Annotated in this window: 7 protein-coding genes; 2 read left to right on the top strand and 5 right to left on the bottom strand. The window is 67.7% G+C overall.

From position 1 onward, the window contains the following. Positions 1-3: 3 nt before the first annotated feature. The 4 genes from AB0F51_RS13380 to AB0F51_RS13365 all read right to left on the bottom strand — a co-directional run bounded on the left by AB0F51_RS13380 (position 4) and on the right by AB0F51_RS13365 (position 8944). Positions 4-804, bottom strand: a complete 801-nt coding sequence (locus tag AB0F51_RS13380; RefSeq protein ID WP_360278695.1) for a hypothetical protein — start codon at positions 802-804, stop codon at positions 4-6. Between the two features lie 58 nt (positions 805-862). After that, entirely contained in the window at positions 863-2323 is a 1461-nt protein-coding gene (locus AB0F51_RS13375; protein WP_360278692.1) for a PQQ-binding-like beta-propeller repeat protein, read from the bottom strand. A 173-nt stretch (positions 2324-2496) separates the two neighbouring features. Next, positions 2497-5718 (bottom strand): BTAD domain-containing putative transcriptional regulator, encoded by a 3222-nt coding sequence (locus tag AB0F51_RS13370; RefSeq protein ID WP_360278689.1) that lies wholly within the window; start codon positions 5716-5718, stop codon positions 2497-2499. After that, a complete protein-coding gene (locus tag AB0F51_RS13365) occupies positions 5708-8944 on the bottom strand; it encodes a BTAD domain-containing putative transcriptional regulator (RefSeq protein ID WP_360278686.1) in 3237 nt (1078 codons plus the stop codon). Before AB0F51_RS13365 ends, AB0F51_RS13370 begins: the two co-directional genes overlap by 11 nt. Positions 8945-9113: 169 nt before the next feature. Between AB0F51_RS13365 and AB0F51_RS13360 the strand changes: the two genes are divergently transcribed. Then, positions 9114-10352 carry an MFS transporter gene (locus tag AB0F51_RS13360; RefSeq protein WP_360278683.1) on the top strand — a complete coding sequence of 413 codons (1239 nt, stop codon included), beginning with the start codon at positions 9114-9116 and terminating at the stop codon, positions 10350-10352. Beyond that, complete coding sequence (locus tag AB0F51_RS13355; protein WP_360278680.1) at positions 10297-20859, top strand: MupA/Atu3671 family FMN-dependent luciferase-like monooxygenase; 10563 nt, start codon at positions 10297-10299, stop codon at positions 20857-20859. Before AB0F51_RS13360 ends, AB0F51_RS13355 begins: the two co-directional genes overlap by 56 nt. Here AB0F51_RS13355 and AB0F51_RS13350 read toward each other — a convergent pair. Further along, positions 20826-21434 (bottom strand): hypothetical protein, encoded by a 609-nt coding sequence (locus AB0F51_RS13350; protein WP_360278677.1) that lies wholly within the window; start codon positions 21432-21434, stop codon positions 20826-20828. The two genes, AB0F51_RS13355 and AB0F51_RS13350, sit on opposite strands and share 34 nt — an antisense overlap. Between the last annotated feature and the right edge of the window lie 222 nt (positions 21435-21656).

The following is a 21656-nucleotide window of genomic DNA, read 5'->3' as shown; positions in this document are numbered from 1 at the left end:
GACTCAGTAGGCCTGGGTGCCGAGTCCCTTGCGGAGGGACGCGGTACAGAAGGCCGTGAAGTTGGCCGCGCTGGTGATGGAGCCGCTCGGCCGGCCGATCCGGCGCAGTACGGCGGTGGAATCGCCCTGGGTCTCGGGACCCCAACTGCCGTCGACCCCGGTGCCGAGGCCCCAGACGTAGCGGCAGGCGCCCTGGACGATGTAGATCTGCGAGGAGGAGCCCGTGTTGAACGCCGCGGCGCCCCCGCCGTACACCTGGTTGTCGACATGCATGTGGTTGTGGTGCTGGGTGTTGTCCTTGTAGGTGAGGACGTGCCGGAACCAGCGCATGTAGCCGGCCGCCGTAGCCCAGTACCTCCGCTGGTACGTCGCCGCGTCGCCGGAGTTCTTCCACAGGTCGTACCGCATGCTGATGATCTTCGGGACGCCGCTGGCGTTGAGGTAGACGATCTTGCCGATGTCGAACGCCCGGCCCTCACCGTGCATGCCTGGCTTGTCGGTGTAGGCACCGTAGGAGTAGATCCGGGCCGGCCAGCCCCACCCGGACGGCGCGTTGGTGTCCATGTACTTCCGCCACTCGTTCAACTGGTTGTAGAAGGTCGAGTTGAAGCTGAAACTGCTCACTTTCTCGGTCGGCTCGTAGTACAGGCCGCAGCCGGTCGTGCCCAGGTAGTTCCGCGAGATCATCGTCAGCGGCGCCATCTCGGGCATTTCGGCGGCCAGCGCGCGGCCGGGCAGGATCAGGCCGGCGGCACCGGCCGACCCGGCGATCAGCAACTTGCGGCGGGACAGGTTCGCGGTCATCACAACTCCTGGTTCGATGGGCGGAACAACTCGTGGACGGAACAGCGTGAGGGTGTGCTCATCCCCGCTGGGCGAGGACGATCGTGGCTGCGTAACCGGCATCTCTCGAGCCGGCCTGGGTCCGGAAGAAGGCGAGGTGACCGTCGTGCCAGTCGATGCCGCCGGGCTCCGGATACTGGGTGAGCCCGCTGCCGCCGGGCCGGGTCAGCGATTTGTTTGCTTCAGGCAACGTCGCGGTCGCGGTCATCGCACCGGTCGCCCGATCGACCCGCACGAGGGCACCTGGGTCGTCCTTGGTCGGCAGCAGGTAGACGAGTGGATGCCCTTGCGGATCCAGTCCGATCGGCTCGGTGACCTTGTGCTCGGCGTCCCACTCCGACCGCCACAGTTCGTTGCCGGAGCCAACGTCGTACGCCGCGATGCCGTGGCTCTGCGGGAGGAACAGCGTGCCCGCGGAGACGACGTGCCGCGAACAGTCGTGCAGCCCCGCGCCGCCGGCCAGCTCGCAGGGATCCAGCCCGGTCCGGCTCTTCAGGTTGACGACAACCTGGTGCCGTCCGGTCCGTGGGTCGACCCGCCAGATCTCCTTCTGGGCAGCGCCGTCGAGGACGCGGACGAGCAGGGGATCCACCGAGAGCACGCCCATCAGGAAGGTCTGCCGCTTGCCCTGTACCGGCAGCTTGAACTGCCACAAGGTCTTGCCGGCGGCATTGAAACCCAGCAGCTGACGGCCCTTGTCGCCCGACGGCGAGCAGTTGCGATACGCCAGGCCAGTGGTCCCGATCGCGTCGAAGTGGGTGGTGAAACAACCGGCCTTCGGATCCGGATGATGGATCACCGCACCGCTGCCCAAGTTGAGGATGTGGCCGCCCTTGGCGGTGGGGACGTAGAGGCGGTCACCGAGAATCGCCGGATGATGGTCGTACTGCGGGAAGTCCAGCACGCCCGGCCTGAACCGCGGATCTCCGGCCGGAGCAAGCTCCTTCGACCACACCACCTTGCCGTTGGCGAGGTCGACGACGGTGACCCGACGGCAACCGTCCCGTCGCGTCCCTTGCAGTACCGCGACGTACCCCTTGCCGGACGGTTGCCTCGACGCCTTGCAGTAGTGGTTGTCCGGCACCTGCAGCCGGTACGCCGTCCTGCCGGTGGTGAGGTCATAGCCGACCAACTCGTTCGGCATGGAGCGAACCAGATACTTGCCGGTCCACCACCGCGCAGTCAGCCGATCACTGCCTTCCCGCGGCAGGTAGTTCGGCGCGAACCGCTCCTGCAGCACGTACTGGAGCTCACGATCGACATCGAGCCTCGAATCACCGAACAGTCCGAGCTCGTTCCGGAAGTAGTACACCCCGCCGCCGGCGACGCCGACCAGCGCGACCACCAGCACCAGCACAACCGCAACCAGCTTCTTCTTCGGCTTCCGATGCCCAGCGCCAGGCTGCGGCGGCCAGTACGGCGTGGGCGGCGACCCGTACGCACCAGGAGGCCCGTACTGCGCGGGCGGCGGTCCATACACGCCGGGAGGCGGCCCGTACTGACCTGGTGGTGGTCCGTAGGGGCCGGGTGGTGGGGGCGGTTGGGTGGAGGACACAGAGGGAAGTGAACCGGCGCGCGGGGGCGGCCGGTAGAGGCCTCGGGCAATCAGAAAGCGACCGGAAAGCAGGCAGAAAGCGGATTTTCAGAAGCTGGTCACATGCCCAGCAACTGCCGTACCTCCACGGCTTCGGGCGACCCGTAAGCCTCAAACATATTCAGCGCTTCGCGGAGTTGCTCGCGGCTCGAGCCGGTCTCACCCAACAGCCGCAGCGCTCGCGCGAGCCCGAGGAAGTGCCCGGTCCGCTGCTGGATCGCCAGAGCTTCCTCGCCACAACCAATCGCCTTCTCCGCCCGGCCCAGAGCCAGCTCGACCCGCCCGACCGTGACAAGGGCCTCAGCACGTTGGACGGGACCCCACCGCCAGTTCCTGGCCAGCTCGACCGCCGTGGTGGCATGGGCTTCCGCGTCCGCCAACTCACCTGCGGCCAGTGCCGCCTCGGCCAGTCCACGCACTGCCGGAATCCTTTGCTGCAGCACGCGCCCCAGATCGGCGAACTCGGTGGCCCGCTCGAACTCGTCGCGGGCCGCCTCGATCTCTCCGCGGGCGAGACGGCTGAGGCCGAGGTGGTAGTGAGCATCGCTGCGGATCCATGGCTGACCTATGTCCTGGGCACAACTGACGGCCTCCGACGCCTGATCGAATGCTTCGTCTCGGCGTGCCGTGTCGCGGTACAAGGTGGTGCGATAGATGCGGAACTTGTGCGCATTGAGCTGGTCGCCGTAGCGAGTGACCGCATCATCGGCTCGTTCGATCAGCTCGTCGATGCCGTCGAGGTGACCGAGCATCGTCCGCAGCCCGATCAGTTCGGGCAGCCCGAGCGCAATGGCCCGGTGGCCGTCAGTGCCGGCGAGGCCGAGGATCTGCTCGTAGCGCCGCGCAGCCCCGTCGAGGTCGCCGCGCAGGGTCGCGATCAGCCCGAGGTTGGCCAAGGCCGTCCTGCTGGTCGCGTCGTCGTTGTCCGGGAGGTCGAGGATGCGGGCGAGGTACTGCTCGGCGTCCTCGAGGTCGCCTCGGCCCTGGTGCACGATCGCGGCGACGTTGAGGCAGTAGGCGAGCAGGGGACGGTGATCCACCAGCTCGGCGTGCCGTAGCGCTTCCGCCAGGAGCTCCTGATCCACGGGAAGATCGAACCGGTGCCGCATCGCGGTGCGCTCGGCGAGCAGGTTCGCTAGTGCATGCTGATCACCCGCGACTCTGGCGGCCGCTGTCCCGCTCTCCGTCATCGTGTGGAGGTCGACGATGTACCCCTGGTCCGCCATCCGGTTCAGCATCCCGGCGGTGAGGTGCCACGTCCACGGCGCGTGCCTCCGACTGCCCGCGGCCGCTTTGACAGCGGCCGCGAGGTTGGGAAACTCGGATCGCACCCAGGCCAACGCCACCTGTGGGTCGTCGAACGTGATCGCTGGGAGGGCGTCGGGCAAGGTCGGGGCCGGCGGATGGCGCCGGGTCGAGGCAACCAGGGAGAGCGCCGCGAGCTTGCCTTGGTGGTACCAGGCGTAGAGGCGCTCGAGCGCGCCCTCGCGGGTCTCCGTGGAGTCTTCGGCTTCGGCTCGGCGACGTGCGTCGTCCCGAAGCAGGTCGTGAAAGCGGTAGCGGCCGGGAGCGTGTTCGTGGAGTAGGTGTGCGCTGGTGAGTTTGCGCACCGCCTTGCGGGCGGCGAACGGCGTCGTACCGCTCATCGCGGCGATCGCGTCGACGGTGAAGTCGAGGCCGGGGACCAGACCGAGGCGGCGGAAGAGTTGGCGGGTTTCGGGATCGAGGCGTTGGTAGGACAGGTCGAAGGCGGCGGTGACGGCTGAGTGCTCGTCGTCCTGCAGTGTCAGGGCGGTTGAGCCGCGTTCTTCGAGTTCGGTCAGATAGTCGGCGAGGGTGCGATGTGGTTCGTCGGCCAGTTGGGCGGCGGCGATTCGCAACGCGAGGGGGAGGCCGGCGCAGGCTTTGATCAGCGCGGTTGCCTCGGCGGGTTCGGCGGCCAGGCGGTCATCGCCGAACAGGCGGGTGAGCAGGTCGCGGGCCGCATCGGCCGGCAGTTCGCCGACGCCGATCCGATGAGCGCCTTCGCGGGCCATCAGGCCGGAGAGTTTGTTGCGGCTGGTGACGATGGTCAGGCAGCCGGATGTTGCCGGAAGCAACGGACGGACCTGGTCGGCGGAGGCGGCGTTGTCGAGCAGCACCAACAGCTTGCGCCCGTGCAAGACCGACCGGTACTCCGCCGTCGCATCCGCCACGGACTCCCAAGCCTGCTTGGTGTCTACGCCGAGCCCGCGCAGCAGCTGCCCGAGCGCAGCCAGCGGGTCGAGCGTCGGACCGGACGAGTGCCCACACAGATCGATGTAGAGCTGCCCATCGCCGAACCGATCAGCGACCTGATGCGCATGTTGCAGAGCAAGTCCGGTCTTGCCGATCCCGGCCATCCCGGTGAGCAACACCAGCCCATCTCCACCGTCGAGCTCCTCCAGCTCGTCCTCTCGCCCGAAGAACGCACCTGGCGGCGGCGGCAACTGCCCCGGCCGCACAGAGACCGCCCGCGCCCCCGAGCCTTGCGTTGCTGCCGGCGGGAGTGCCATCGGCACAGCGACCAGGTCGAGCTTCGGATCCTCGCGCTGAATCGCCTCGCCCAGCTCCCGAAGCTCTTTGCCTGGTTCAGCTCGTAGCTCGCGAGCCAAACGTTGACGAGCCGCGCGGTAGGCGACCTCCGCCCGCGTCCGCCGCCCCGATCGATAGAGCGCCAGCATCTGCTGACCAATCAGCCGCTCCCGCAGGGGATACTCCGCGACGAGTTCGCTCAGCTCAGGCACGATGTCCCGGGCCCGCCCGCTAGCCAGCTCGGCTTCAAACAACTCCTCGTACGCCGTCAGCCGCGTCTCCGCCAGCCGTTGAGCCGCCGGCGCAACCACTTCGGTCTCATCCACATCGGCGTACGCCGCGCCACGCCACAAGCCGAGAGCCTCGCGAAACAGCGCCACAGCCCCGTCGAGATCCGCCGTACGACGGCCCTCATCGTGCAACCGGTCGAACACCTCGGCATCAACCTCGTCCGACTGAACGCACAGCTGGTAGCCACCAGAAACGCGGATCAATCGATCAGGGCTGTCGAGGACCTGCCGCAACCGATGCACGTGGACCTGCATGCTGTTGGCCGGCCGTTGTGGCGCCGAAGCACCCCACAGGGCCTCAGCCAGCACTTCGGTCGGCACCGGCCGACCCGCACGGACCAGCAAGACCGCGAGCAGTTTGCGCCGCAGTTCCGAGATCGGCCCGACCACCTGCCCGTCACGGACTACTCGTACCGGTCCCAGCACCTCAAAGCGCATCCAGAACCTCCCGTACCGGAGCAGCCTCAGGCGATCCGTACGCCTCGAACATCCGCAGCGCCTCCCGGAGATGTTCGCGGTCCGAGCCGGCCTCGCCCAGCAGCCGATGCGCCCGCGCGCGCCCAAGGAAGTGGCCGGTCTTCCGGTGGATCGTCATGGCTTCCTCACCGTGACCGACTGCGTCGTGCGGACGTCCCAAGGCCAGTTCGACCCGCCCGAGCGTGACGAGCGCCCCGGCTCGCTGAACCGGGTTCCAGGGTGAGGTCCGGGCCAGTTCGACCGCCTTGATCGCATGGGCGTGCGCGACCGGAAGGCGGCCCGCCGCGAGTTCTGTCTCGGCCAGTCCACGCACGGCCGGGGTGTGGCACATCGACGGATCCGTCGTGCTCTGCAGATCGTCGGCCCACTCGACGGCCGACGTGAAGTTGGTGCGGGCGGCGGCGAGATCACCGACCGCGAGGTGACACATGCCCAGCTGGTAGTACGCGTCGCTCTGGGCCTGGGCCTGGTCCAGTTGGTGCGCGGACCGGCTGGCCGCTGACGCTTGTTCGAAGGCCTCGGCGAGGCGTCCGGTGTCGCGGTACCAGATCGCCCGGTACAGGTGCAGGAGATGCGCCTTGACCCGGCTTTCGAATCGGGTGAACGCGTCATCGACGCGGGTGATCAGCTCTTCGAGGCCGTCCAGCCGGCCGAGCATCGTGCGGGCCCGGATCAGCTCGGGCACTGCGAGCACGACCATCCGGTCGTTGTTCTCACCGGCCAGTCCGAGCAGTTCCTCGGCGTTCTGCTCGTACCTGAGGAGTTCGCCGCGCTGGTAGGCGATCCCGCCGAGGTTGCTCAGCGGGCTGGCCTGTCCGTTCTGGTCGCCGTTGGCCCGGGCGAGGTCGACGGCTCGGGTCAGGTGCTGCTCGGCGACCTCGAGGTCTCCGGCGGCCATGGCGATGACCGCGGCGACGTTGATGCAGTAGGTGAGCAGCGCCTGGTCGCCGAGCTGTTCGGCATGTTGGAGCGCCTCGGCGAGGACGCTTCCGTCCGTGGCCAGGTCGACTCGATGCCTGGCCGCTGCCGTCTCCGCCAGCAGGTTCGCGAGCGCGTGCCGGTCGCCGGCTGCCCTGGCCGCCGCGGTTCCGCGGTTCGCCATCGCGCTGACGTCCGTGATGTAGCCGACCTCGGCCATCGGGAGCATCAGGCCGATCGCCAGCCGCCAGGTCCAGTGGGAATGTTCGTCCCGCTCTCCGGCGACTTTGACCGCGGCCACGATGTTCGGAAACTCGGCCCGTACCCAGACCATCGCCTCCCGGAGATCGGAGAAGCTGATCTGGGGCGTCCCGGCGGGGAGCCGGGGAGAAGGCGGTTGGCGGCGCATCGACGCACGCAGGGCGACGGCGGCCGTCTTGCCCTGGTAGTACCAGGCGAACAGGCGTTCCAGTACGTCGCTGCGCGCCTGCTCGGAGTCCTCGGTTTCGGCCCGACGGCGTGCGTCGTCCCGGAGCAGGTCGTGGAAGCGATACCGGCCGCGCGAGTGCTCGTCGAGCAGATGCGCCGTGGTCAGTCTGCGCACAGCATCCCGAGCCACGGCGGGCGTCGTACCGCTGAGGGCGGCGACGGCGTCGACGGTGAAGTCGAGGCCGGGCACGAGGCCGAGGCGGCGGAACAGTTGGCGGGTTGCCGAGTCGAGACGTTGGTAGGAAAGGTCGAAGGCGGCGCTGACGGCCGAGTGTTCGTCGTCGTGCAAGGCCAGTGCGGTCGAACCGTGTTCCTCGAGCTCGGTCAGGTAGTCGGCGAGGGTTCGGTGGGGTTCGTCGGCCAGCTGGGCGGCGGCGATCCGCAGCGCCAGCGGGAGGCCGGCGCAGGCTTTGACCAGGGCGGTTGCCTGGTCGGGCTCGGCGGCGAGCCGGCCGCCGCCGACGAGGCGGCTGAGCAGGTCGCGGGCGGTTTCCGAGGGGAGTTCGCCGACACCGATCCGGTGGGCTCCTTCGCGGGCGATCAGGCCGGAGAGTTTGTTCCGGCTGGTGACGACCGTGAGGCAGCCTGATGTTGCCGGTAGCAACGGTCTGACCTGTTCGGCCGAGGCGGCGTTGTCCAGCAGGACCAGGAGTTTGCGTCCGTTCAGGACGGACCGGTACTCCGCGGTGGCGTCGGCGACTGACTCCCAGGCCCGGTTGGTGTCGGCGCCAAGGCCGCGAAGCAGCTGTCCGAGCGCGGTCAACGGGTCGAGGGCCGGGCCGGATGCGTGGCCGCACAGGTCGATGTAGAGCTGGCCGTCGCCGTACCGGTCGGCGACCTGATGCGCGTACTGCAACGCCAAGCCGGTCTTGCCGATCCCGGCCATCCCGGTCAGCAGCACGAGGCCATCGGTCGCCCCGTCGAGTTCGTCGAGCTCGTCTTCCCGCCCGAAGAACGCACCGGGTGGCGGCGGCAACTGGCTTGGTCGCACGGACGGCGTCCGGGGTGGCTGCGGCTGCTCAGCTGCTCCTGCGACATGATCGAGCACCGCGTCTTCGCGCTGGATCGCTTCGCCCAGTTCCCGGAGTTCGCGTCCTGGTTCGGCTCGCAACTCGCGGGCCAGTCGTTGCCGTGCTGATCGGTAGGCGACTTCGGCTCGGGTGCGTCGGCCGGATCGGTACAGGGCCAGCATCTGCTGACCGATGAGCCGCTCCCGCAACGGGTACTCGGCGACGAGCTCGGTCAGCTCAGGCACGATCTCACGCGCTCGCCCGCGAGCGAGCTCAGCTTCGAACAATTCCTCGTACGCCGTCAGCCGCGTCTCCGCCAACCGCTGAGCCGCCGGCGCAACCACCTCGGTCTCGTCGATGTCGGCGTACGCCGCACCTCGCCACAACTCCAGGGCCTCCCGAAGCAGCGCAACAGCCCCGTCGAGATCACCCGACTCCGCCGTACGGCGCCCCTCGTCGTGCAACCGGTCGAACACCTCGGCATCAACCTCATCGGGCTGGACGCACAGCTGGTAGCCGCCGGAGATGCTGATCAGTCGATCAGGGCTGTCGAGGACCTGCCGCAGCCGATGCACGTGGACCTGCATGCTGTTGCCCGGTCGTTGCGGCGCCGAAGCACCCCACAGCGCCTCAGCCAGGACCTCCGTGGGCACCGGACGACCCGCACGCACCAGCAAGACCGCGAGCAGTTTGCGCCGCAGTTCCGAGATCGGCCCGACCACCTGCCCGTCCCGAACCACCCGTACCGGCCCCAGCACCTCGAAGCGCATCACCACCTCCCGTCCTCCCATCATCGACCACGATTGGTCCACTCTTCGAGCGCTGCGTCCATGCGATGGACCGGTTGACAAACGTTTGGATCAAAACCGTCGTCTGCCGTCCTCTTGGTCTTTAGCTGCCGGATCTCGTCCGCCGGGACCGAAGAGGAGGGGGTCGTCGATGGGTGGGCCCCGGGAACCGCGCGGGTTCTGGTTGGTGGTCGGCGGGTATGCGGTGTCGTCGTACGGCAACTATCTGAATCTCATCGCGTTGGGGCTGTTCAGCTACCACCTGACCGGGAGTGCCTGGGCGACCGGCGTGGTGATGGCGATCCGGCTGGGCGCCGGGTTCGGCACCGGACTGGTGGTCGGCAAGGTGCTGGACCAGGTCAATCGGCGACCCCTGCTGATCGGGATGGACCTGTTGCAGGCGGCGGCCATGGTCGCGCTTGTCGTCTTGCCGAGTCTGGTCGTGCTGCTCCTCGTCGCGGTGATCCTGGGGGTGGGCAACACCACGCTGGTCGTCGCGTTGCGCAGCGGCGTACCGGAGCTGGTCGGGACGGACGAGCGGGCCAGGGCTAATGGCCGGTTGGTGACTGCCCGGTCGTTGGCCACCGTGCTGGGGTTCGGGTCGGCCGGGTTGATCATCGACCTGGGTGGCTACGACACGGCCTTCCTGGTGAACGGCGGCTCGTTTCTCGTCTCCGCCGTCGCGCTGGCCTTCGTCACCTGGCCTGACCCACGACCGACCGCTGAGCCCGCGGCCGGCGATGGAGGTGCTCGTCGCGCCGTCTGGCGGATGTTGCCGCCACTGATCGCCGGCATGGTCGTGGTGCGCGGCCTGGACGCACTCGCATCTGCCGGCCACAACGTCGCCCTGCCGATCTTCGCCAGTACTACGGCACCGGCGAACCCCGCGAGTCTGATGGCCGAGTTCATGACGTCCTGGGCGATCGGCAGTCTGTGTGCCCACCAACTCGTCAGCAGGCTGGTGATCGGGCGGCTGAAGGCGACGCTCGATCATCACGTCTTCGCGGCCGCGACCTGCGTGATGTCGGTCTGTTTCGTCCTTGCTTTCACCGGCCTGCCCACGGGCTGGCTGATCGCGGTCTGCCTGGTCGCGGGACTGGCCGACGGCGTCACCGAGATCGGTTACGTGTCCACCCTCCAGACCCTGCCCGGTCAGGAGCGGACGCGGATCTTCGGGCTGTCGGCCAGCGTGGAGAACTTCGCCTTCGGTGGCGGCATGGTCGTCGCCGCCGGGTTGCTGGCGACCTGGCCGGCGCTCCCTGTGGTCGCTGGGTTCCACGGCATCGCGCTGATCGGCGTACTGGTCTTTCTGTTGCTCTCAGTGAGGAGAACACATGATGGTGAACGCGTCGATCAGCCACGGCCCACGGCTGGTACCGGCCCAGGATGATCCGGCCGATGTGGTCAAGGCACTGGTCCGGGCGGCTGCCGAGTTTCCTGCGGCCGGTGTCCGTACGCCGGGAGGTCTGCTCGCCTACCCGGAGCTGCTCGACCAGGCGCGGCGGACGCTGAGCGGGTTGCGTGCCGCGGGTCTTTCCAGTGGGGATTCGGTGATCGTGCTGGGTCTTCCGCTGGACGACTTCTTCGCCGCGTTCTGGGGTTGTCTGCTGGGCGGCATCCGGCCGGCCGTCATCAGTGAGCCAGTGTCGTTGGGATCGCCGGTGTTTGATCGGGTGCGCCACACCTGGGAGTTGCTGGACAGCCCGCCGATCCTCACCGATCGAGCGAATGCCGCCGTGCTGGCGGGTGAGCCGTTCTTGGTGCAGTTGGCCGAGGAGTTGACGCTGGCGCCGCAGGCTGAGGAGCTTCACGAGCCGGCGCCTGAGGAGATCGCGCTCCTGATGTTGTCATCGGGGAGCACCGGCGCTCCCAAGGCGGCGGCTCTCACACATCGCGGCTTGATGGAGTTCGCCGCCGGATCGCGACGCTCGCTCGACCTGCGGCCAGAGGAGTCGATGCTCAACTGGCTGCCCGTCGACCACAGTGGTGCGCTCTTGCTTTACCACCTTCTGCCGGTGTTCGCCGGCGCGACCAACGTGCACCTGCCGACTGCCGACGTACTCGCGGATCCACTGCTCTGGTTGAAGAAAGCAGCGCAGTACGGCGTCGCGCACGCCTGGTCGCCGACGTTCGGGCTCCAGCTCGCGGCTGACGAGCTGGCCGCGCGACCGGAGTACGGACTGGACCTGAGCAGCATCAGGTCGCTGGTCAGTGGCGGCGAGCAGATCGTCTTGCCGGTCGTCGATCGGTTCCTCGCCGCGACCGCGAGGTCAGGGCTAGCCAGGGAAACCTTTCGGCCGTGCTGGGGGATGGCGGAGACCGCCACGGCGATCACCGTCGGCCAGTTGACCTCCGACGGCGGCGTGGTCCGGGTGCTCAAGTCGTCGCTCGCGGCTGACCTGGTGCTTGCCGGCCCGGAGGTGCCCGACGAGGACTGTACGACGTTCGCCGCGGTCGGCCCGCCGGCTCCTGGAGCGTCGGTTCGCGTGACGGACGAGCAAGGCGAGGTGCTGCCGGAGCTGCGGATCGGCCGCCTCGAGGTCAAGTCGGCGCGCATCACGGCCGGTTACGTGAACAACGAGCAGGCGACGCAGGCTGCGTTGCATGGCGAGTGGTTCCGGACGGGTGACCTGGCTTTCGTTTCGGCGGGTCAGGTGGTGATCACCGGGCGGGAGAGCGATCGCGTCGTGCTGAACGGGAACACCCTGTTCTGCCACGAGATCGAGGAGGTTGCCGGCGCGGTCGAAGGGGTGAGCCTGCGTGGAGTCGGCGCCTGCGGAGTACCCAATGCGCGCACCGGCACCGAGGACTTGGTGGTGTTCTTCGAAGACGAGGGCGCGCCGGATGATGTGGCATCGGCGATCCGGGCCGCGCTGTTCCGGCGGCTGCGGCTGACGGCGGCGGAGGTCGTGCGGGTGCCTGCGGGTGAATTCCCGAGAACTGCAAGCGGCAAGGTACGCCGTATCGAACTCCGCGAGTGCTACCAGGCCGGCCGGTACGACGAACCGCCCGCGGTGGCGCCCTCACCTGGTGAGGTGTTGGGGGAGGTGCGTCGGCTGGTGCAAGAACTCGTCGACGGGGCGGTGCGGGACGACGTACCGCTGTACGAACTCGGACTGACCTCGATCAAGGTCGCCCGGTTGCGGGCCGGGCTGGCCGAGCGGTTCGCCATCGACGTACCGGTGACTGTGCCGTTCGAGCATCCGACGGTGCGGGCTTTGAGTTCTTGGATCACGGCCACCAACGCTGTTGGTTTTGGAGGTCCTGAGGTGAGCGAGCGGCCGGTCGATCGGCGGGTGGCGGTCATTGGGCTGGCGGCGCGGTTCCCCGGGGCGCGGACGGTCGACGAGTACTGGGCCAATCTGGTGGGTGGCGTGGAGAGCGTGTCTCGCTTCGTGGGGGACGGCGGGCCGGATCACGTGCCGGCCGGTGGGGTGCTCGAGGATGCGGATGCCTTCGATGCGGAGTTCTTCGGGCTGTCGCCGAAGGAGGCGGGTCTGACCGATCCGGCGCATCGGCAGTTCCTCGAGGTGGCGCATGAGGTGCTGGAGAACGGCGGCTATGCGGCCAATCCGTCGAGCCTCCGGATCGGGGTCTACGCCGGGACGGGGATGAATCTGTACGGGCATCAGGATCGTTTGACCAGCGATCGTGTGGCGGTCGACGACGTACCGACCGCGATGCAGGCGACGATTGGTGACACCGCGGACTTCCTGGCCAGTCGGGTGGCATATCGGCTCGGGCTGACCGGGCCGGCGATCGGCGTACAGACGGCCTGTTCGACTTCGCTCGTCGCGGTACACCTTGCTGTGCAGGCGTTGCTCGACTCCGACGCCGACCTCGCGATCGCCGGTGCCGCTGCGGTTCGGCTGCCGCAGGATGCTGGGTATCAGTACGTCGAAGGCTCGATCCTCTCGCCGACCGGGCGCTGCCGTCCGTTCGACGCCGAAGCTGACGGAACGGTCGGCGGCAACGGGGTCGCAGCCGTCTTGCTGAAGCGGCTGGACCGGGCGATCGCCGACGGCGACACCATCCACGCGGTCATCCTCGGCAGCGCGGTCAACAACGACGGCATCGGCAAGGTCGGCTTCACGGCGCCGAGCATCGCGGGCCAGGCCGAGGTGATCCGCCGCGCCTTGCAGCGCGCTGGCGTCGGACCAGAAACCATCTCGTACGTCGAAGCTCACGGAACCGGTACTGCGCTCGGCGACCCGGTCGAGTTCGAAGCACTGTCCCGCGTCTTCCGCGAGGGCGGCGCCCGTACTGCGAAGTGCGCGCTCGGGTCGGTCAAGGCGAGCGTGGGACATCTGGACTCCTGCGCGGGCATGGCCGGGCTGATCAAGGCGGTGCTGATGCTCCGGCATGGGCAGTTGGTCCCGACGATCAACCTGAACCAGCCCAATCCTGAGCTGGGGATCGAGGACAGTCCGTTCGAACTCACCACGGTGGGGCGCGCCTGGGCGTCGGACGGCTCGCCGCGGCGGGCTGGGGTCAGCTCCTTCGGAGTTGGCGGGACCAATGCTCATGTGGTGTTGGAGCAACCGCTGGTGAGGGCGCGAAGCGAGCGGCGTACCGGGGCCGTAGTACTGCCGGTCTCGGCGAAGTCGGAGGCTGCGCTGGTGGAGTTCGCGGCTTCGTTGCGGACCCATTTGCTGGCGCATCCGGAACTGGAGGCGGCCGATGTGGCGACGACGATGGCTGTGGGGAGGCCGCACTACCCGCATCGCTGGGCCGTGACGGGATCCGATACCGGGGAGTTGGCGTCTGCGCTGGCCTCGACACCGCGGGTTGTTGCCGGGGGCCCGCTCGCCTTTGCCTATACCGGCCAGGGGAGTGCCTATCCGGGGATGTCCGACTGGTTGTACCGCACGTTCGACGCGGCCAAGGCGGTCTTCGACGAGGTCGAGCGAGCGGTGGGGGAGCCGGTTGTCTCGGGCCGGGCTGAGGTGGCGCAGGTCGGGTTGTTCGCGCATCAGGTCGCCTGGACGGAGGTTTGGCGGTCGCTGGGTGTCGAGCCGGACTTCGTCTTTGGTCACAGCGTGGGGGAGTTCGCGGCGATGTACGCCGCCGGGGCGTTGTCCGTGGCGGACGGCGCCTTGCTCACCGCGCGTCGCGGGGAACTGATGGCCGCGCTGGAGCCGGGCGAGATGGTTGCCGTGAGCACGGAACTGCCCGTGGCGCAACGGATCGCGGCTTCCTCCGGCGTGGAGGTAGCGGCGGTCAACGCCCCGGACCGCCAGGTCTTATCGGGCGCGCCAGACGCGATGGCACGAGCTGTCTCACTACTGGACCGTGAAGCCATCACGTGGCGCCGCCTACCGGTGACCCGAGCCTTCCACTCCTGGCTGGTAACCCCCGCACTAGAACCGCTAGCCGAGTACGCCGAAAAGCTGACGTTCACCGCTTTGCAGAAACCACTGTTCAGTGCCGTCGACGGCGCCGTCCTGTCTCGCGTCGATGCACACTACTTACAGACCCACGCCCGCCGCCCAGTCCGCTTCGACCTAGCCGTCGCAACTGCCGCGAACCACGGTGCCAGACGATTCCTAGAACTCGGCCCAGACGCCGTCCTGACACCTCTAGGCCGCCGCGCCCGACCCGCCACCGAGTGGACCCCCACCCAACGCAAAGGATCAGAGCATCAGTTCGCCGAGGCAGTAGCAACCCTCTACCAAGCCGGCACCACCATCAACTGGCCCCTCCTAATCACAGGCCACCGAATCCCCCTCCCCAACCACCCCCTAGCAAAAACCCACACAAAGCCATCCCCCGAACCCACCCCACAACCCGCCCAAACCCCACCCACCGCAACCCCACAACCCACCGCAACCCCACAACCCACCGCAACCCCAACCCTCGCCCTCCAAGCCCAGCTCCGCGCCCTCCTAGCCCCTTCCCTAGGAATGCCCCCCGAATCCATAGACCCCGACACCCCATTCCTAACCCTCGGCGCCGACTCCCTCTCCCTGATGAGACTCGTCACCGACCTAAAACAAACCCACGGCCTAACCATCGGAGTCCGCCGCCTCTTCACCGACACCAACACCCTCACCAAACTAACCACCCTCCTCCAGCAGCAAGCACCAGAACCCGCACCCCCTGCAGCACAACACCAGGCACCTCAGCCCACGCAGTCAGCTCAACCCGCACGGCCCGTGGAGCAACTGCAACCAACTCAGCTCGCGCTGCAACAGCAGCAAGCCGAGCCCGCGCAGTCAGCTCAGCTCGAACCTCCTGCGGAGCAACCGCAGGCAGCTCAGCTCTCACCGGGTGCGCAACCTCAGACATCTCGTACTGCGCGGCCTTTGCCTGCCGCGCCCGAGGCAGGACTTCAGGTGGTGATCGATCGGCAGCTGCGGCTGGCCGAGCGCATGGTCGACCGAGTCTCGGATCTGATGTCGGAGCAACTAGCACTCCTCAACAGCACTCCCGCTCCACCCGCTGGAGCGCCTTCGGCGCATGCAGTGGATGGGGTGGAAGTGGCACCGTCGGTGCAAGCGGAGCGTGCCGCTGGCACCGGTTCTGGGAGCAGCGGGCCTGGGGAGGGTGCAATGGTTTCGGCGGTTAGTGGGGCTGCCGCGTGGGGGGAGCGGGCGGTGGTTGCTGGTGTGGGGCGGCGGGGTGGGTGTGAGTTCAGTTTGTATTTTTTTGGGGATTATCCGGATTCGGCGGAGCGGGACAAGTATGGGTTGATTTTGCGGGCTGCTGAGTTTGCGGATCGGCGGGGGTTTCATGCGGTGTGGTTGCCTGAGCGGCATTTTCATTCGTTTGGGGCCTTGTTTCCCAACCCGTCGGTGCTTGCGGCTGCGCTGGCTACTCGGACTGAGCGGATCAGGTTGCATGCGGGTTCCGTGGTGCTTCCGTTGCACAACCCGATTCGGGTGGCCGAGGAGTGGTCTGTGGTGGATAACCTGTCCGGTGGGCGGGCGGGGATGTGTGTCGCGAGCGGCTGGCATGCGCGCGACTTTGTGCTTGCTCCCGGCAACTACGGCAAGCATCGTGAGGAGCTCTACGATCGGCTGGACACCGTGCGCAGGTTGTGGGCGGGTGAGGAGATCTCCGCGACCGCCGGTGACGGGCAACCGATCGAAGTGAAACTGCATCCTCAACCCCTCCAGAACCAGCCGCCGTTGTTCGCCGCCGTTGTCGGCAACCCGGAGTCCTACAAACTTGCCGCCCGCAACGACATCGGTGTAGTCACCAACCTGATGGCGCAGTCCGTCGAGGATCTCGCCACCAACATCGCGCTCTACCGCGCCACCCGAGCCGAGCACGGTCTCGACCCCGGCGCCGGCCGGGTCGTCGTGCTCCTGCACACCTACCTCGGCGACGACCTGGAGTCGATCCGTGCGGAGGCGTACCAGCCGTTCTGCGACTACCTCCGCTCGTCACTGTCCCTCTTCGGCCAGGTGACCAACAGCCTCGGCTTCCAGATCGACCTCGAGAAGACCGCGCCGGACGACGTCGACTTCCTGCTCGGCCAGGCCTATCAGCGGTACTGCGAATCGCGAGCCCTCATCGGTACTCCGGAAACCTCCGCCCCCATCATCGACTCGATCCTCGCAGCCGGCGCCGACGAGCTCGCCTGTTTCGTGGACTTCGGCCTGACCCCCGACCAGGTCATGCAGAGCCTGACGGTCGTCGACACCCTCCGCGCGCAGTACTCAACCCCTGCACGCCGGGACCAAGGACGACCGCTGACCGCAGCCGAGCGACGGATCTGGTTCCTGGAGCAGGTGAACCCCGGCAGCAACACCTACCACGAACCCAAAGCCATCGAGCTCCGCGGCAAACTGGACACCGACGCCCTCCAAGGCGCTCTGCAAAAGGTCATCGACCGCCACCCGGCACTGCGCACCACCTTCCGCGAAGTCGACGGCGAACCGCGCGCCTTCGTCAGCAACCGCCTACAGCTCGGCTTACCAACAGAGCCGGGCAACGACCTCCAGACAGTCCTGTACGACGTACGCCTGGGCGACCTGGATCTCGGCAACGGACCGTTGCTGAGAGCAAAGTTGGTCCGGCTCTCCGACGAGCACCATGTCCTGCTGCTCGTCGCCCACCACATCATCTTCGACGCCTCCTCGACGCCCGTCCTGGCCAAGGACCTCGCCGCCTACTACCGAGCCTGGCCCATCGATCCAGACCTCCCACCGACATCCGACGGCCTCGAGCCCGCCGAGACCCCGACGGACGATGACGTGACCTTCTGGGTCGAGCAGCTCACCGACGCCGAGGAGTTGCAGCTTCCCACCGACCGGCCGCGACCCGAAAACCGCAGTGGCGCAGGCAAATCACTGACGCGCGACCTCGACGCCAAGCTCACCGAGCGAATCACCTCCTTCGCCAGTCGGACAGGCGTCACCACCTTCAGCACCTTGCTCGCCGGCCTCGCAGTAGTTCTGGCCAGGTTCAGCGGGCAGCGCGACTTCATCCTGGGCACCGGTGTCTCGGGGCGAGGCAACCATGCCCGCGACGCCATCGGGATGTTCATCGACACCCTGCCCCTGCGCGTCGTCGTACCCGAGAACGCGGACTTCGCCGACCTGGCCCGGGAGCTCGGTCTGTCGCTGATGGATGCCGTCGACCACCGGCAGGTGCCGTTCGACGAGATCGTTGCCGCGGTCAACCCACCGCGCGTTGCCGGGCGCAACCCGTTGTTCGGAGTGGCAGTCGAGTTCGAGAACGGTACGGAGAAGGTCTCCTTCGCGCCCCCGACGGTCGGCGCCACGCTGCTCGACCTGCCCAGCGAACGAGCCCCACTCGACCTTGTGCTCTACCTGACAGCACAACCCGATGGCCTGAGCTGCGTCGTCGAATACGACACGGACCTCTTCGACGAACCAACTGTCGTGCGGCTCCTCGAGTATCTGGAGCTCACCCTCGACCTGGCCACCGCCGACCCGGCCGCCGACCTGGCGTTCCTCACCAAGGAAGACACAGAACGCCTGGCAGAGCTGGAAGGTACACCAGGCAACCAGCCAAACCATTGCCTGCATCAACTATTCGAGCAGCAGGCCGATCGAACCCCCACCGCAATCGCCCTCAGAGGCGCGTACGGCGAACTCACCTACGCCGAGCTCGACAGAAGAGCCAACCAGTTCGCCGCCGAACTGATTGCCCGAGGCATCCACCGTAACGAGCTCGTCGCGATCTGCCTACCGCGAGGCACCGAGCAGATCGCCGCCATCCTCGGCGTACTCAAGAGCGGCGCCGGCTACCTCCCCCTCGATCCCGCACTCCCGGTAGACCGCCTGCGCTTCATCCTCGAGGACTCCGGCGCGGTCCAGCTCATCACCACCGACGGCATGCCCGACCTCGGAGCCCAACCACGGCTCCTGGTCGAGCGGCTCGACAACCACACCGAACGACCGCAAGCAGTCGTCGCCCCCGACGACCTGGCCTACTGCATCTACACCTCAGGCTCGACCGGTACGCCGAAAGGCGTGCTCGTCCCACACCGAGGCACCGCCAACTACGTCCGCCAGTACGTCGCCGTCCACCCTCCAACAGATGGCTTGCACTGGGCATCCCCGATGTTCGACGGCAGCGTGCACGAGATCTTCACCTGCCTGGCCGCCGGACAGGCGCTGGTCCTGATCGACGACGCGGCCCGCCACGACTTCGTAGTACTGGCCGAAACGATCCGCCGGTACGACGTACAGCGAATCGCCCTGCCGTTCAGTGCCGTCCATGCGTTGCTGGCGACGCGGCCGTCCTTGCCCTCGCTGCGAGAGATCTACGCGGCGGGGGAGCCAACCACCCCCGGAGCGGTCGAGTACGACTTCCTCGCCGCTCATCCGGATTGCGTGCTCTACAACGGTTATGGGCCGACCGAGGCTTCCATAGGCGTGACCGAGCACCGGGTCGAGGTGGGCGACACAACGCCGGCGATCGGCCGGCCGATCCCGGGCGTCCGGATTCGGCTGCTCGACGCGGATCGCCGACCGGTACCGATCGGTGCGATCGGCGAGATCTGCGTCCAGGGCGACTGCGTCACCAACGGCTACTTGAACCGTCCTGATGAAACGGCAGCCGCCTTCTTCGCGCCCGGTTGGTATGCGACGGGCGATCTCGGCCGCTGGCGCACGGACGGCACGTTGGAGTTCCACAAACGCCGGGATGACCAGATCCAGATCCGTGGAGTCCGGATCGAGCCGGGTGAGATCAGGGCGGCCGTTCTCAGCCACTCCGAGGCGTCTGATGCCGCCGTGGTCGCGGTCGACGGCGAGTTGGTCGGCTACGTGGCCGGCCCGGTGGACTTCACCGAGCTGACCGAGCGCCTGGCCGCGCGACTCCCGCAGTACTTCGTGCCCCGCCGATGGGTCCGGCTGGATCGGTTGCCGCTGACAACCAATGGCAAACTCGACCGCAAAGCCTTCCCGGCGCCTGGCGGTCCGCAACGGCACACCACCGCGCCGACCACGCCGACCGAGCGACTTCTGCACGACGTGTGGAGCGAGGTGCTCCACAAGACCGACCTCGGCGTCGATGACTCGTTCTTCGAACTAGGTGGACACTCCCTGCTGGCCGTCCGCCTGCTCAACCGCATCCACGCCACGACCGGTGAGAAATTCACCCTCACCGAGTTCTTCCGCGCCCCGACCATCCGCGCACTCGCAGCCAAGATCGACGGCCCGGTCAAGATCGAGATCGAGGACACCGCACCAGCGACGTACGCACAACGCCGCGTACTGCGTCGCCACCGCGCCCGGGCCGACGCCTCGGTCTACAACGGCATCGCCCGCGTCGACATCTCCGGAGACCTGGACCCTCCCACCCTGCAAGCCGCTCTGCGGCGTCTCGCACAGCGCCATTCCGCCCTGCGGACAAGGGTTTTCGACGACCGCCAAGAGGTGCTGGAAACCGTCCCGATCGATCTCCCGGTCACCGACCTGCCCGACGACGAGACCAAGATCCACGAGTGGTGCGTAGCCGCCGCCCACCCGGCTCTGGATCCCGCCGAAGCCCCACTCTGGCGAGTCCGCCTCGGCCGCGTGTCACCCCACCGCTGGGTACTCGTGGTCGTCGTCCACCACGCCATCTACGACGGTTGGTCCGCCCGGCTGTTCTGGCAGGAACTCTCCGCCCTGTACTCCGGTGCCGAGCTCCCCGCCCCATCCGGTCAGTTCAGCGACTACGCCCGATGGGAGCGCGCCAACCTCACCGGCGAGACGAGGACGGAGCTGGAGGACTTCTGGCGCACCACACTCGCAGGTGCCTCACTCCGGCCGAACCTGCCAACCGACCACCCGAGACCGGAGGTCTTGTCCGGCCAAGGCTCCACCCACCACGTAGACCTGCCGCAAGAACTCGCCGAACGGATCAGATGTCAAGCAGCCGCAGCCGGGACCACGCCGTACGTCGTCATGGCGGCCGGGTTCGCCCGCTGGCTGGGTGATCTTTGCGGGCACGACGAGATCGTGCTGCCGGTGTCCAGCGCGCGCCGGAGCCGCCCGGAACACGACGGCATCATCGGCTATCTCGGTGAGGCCGTCCTGGTACGAGTCAGGCTCGACGCGGCTGACCTCCTCGCGGAGACGGCCAAGGCCCTGTACTCCGCGCTGGACCACGAGACGTTGCCCTTGGCGGAGGTCGTCCGGGTTGCCCTGCCGGAGCAGGCGGAGCTGCCCTACCCGGCCGTGCTGTTCACGGTCATCAACGGTCCGCACGCCAGCCTGACTCTGCCGACTGGCGAGTTCCCTGCCCGCGGCGTCGCAGTACCGGGGCAGGCTCGGACGGAGCTGTACGTCGTCTTCACTCTGACCGAGGCGGGCTTCACGCTCGACATCGAGTACTCCACCGACCTCTTCACCCCCACCATGATCGCCGGCTGGGCCGCGGCGCTGACCGCGCAGCTGGGCTACGAGCCGAGGGGGACCGACGCGAGCAGCTGAGGTCGCATGAACGGCCGAGGACCATCCGGGGCGTGCCAGAAGCGGACGAGTTCGGCCGCCCGGATGGTTGCCTCACCCAAGGAAACCGAACGGTGTTCCCGCACCCACTCGATCAGCACCTCGGGCGACGGGATGTCACCGGTGAAGTGCAACAGGTTCAGGTACCAGATGTCGCGCCGGCCGTAGCCGAGCTCGTGCCATGCGTCCGGCCCCAACTCGTCCTTGAGCTGATCCATGAACAGATCAGCCTGATCATCAAGCGGAACAGCCGAAGCCATCACGGTGCCGGGCGTGAGCGTGAGCCCGGTGACCTCGATCCGGGCCGGCCCGATCGTGCTCGCGGCGCGTTCCATCGCGGCCCGGTAGCGCTTGATCACCGGCTCGTCGGGATCGACGTCCGGCCGGTAGAACTCGAGCGCCCGCACCGTGAGATGCGCCGATCCCACCTGCCCGGTCTGCCAGTGCCCACCACCCGCGATCGCCGCCGCCTCCACCGTCAACGCGTCGAGCCGCCGACTCAGTGCGCCGTCAGCCGGCGGCCGCAGTACGACCGACACCGGCCATCGCCCACCCACTTCAGGCGGAACATCCTGCTGATGATCGCCGCGACGAATCAACGGGACAGCCTCGGTGAACAACTGGTCGAACTTCGTAGAACTGATGATTCCTCCTGGGGTCGGCAGGTACGACGCCCGCGGCACGCCAGTGGTTCGCGCTGATTCAGAAGACGGAGTGCGGTGATTCAGCAGTTATTCAGTAGCTGAGGTGCTGGACCGGTTCAGGGGCGGGCCGGTTGG

Source organism: Kribbella sp. NPDC023855, from assembly GCF_040639475.1.
GTDB lineage: Bacteria > Actinomycetota > Actinomycetes > Propionibacteriales > Kribbellaceae > Kribbella.
The sequence above is the reverse complement of the archived record's forward strand: the minus strand, read 5'-3'. Positions and strand labels throughout refer to the sequence as shown.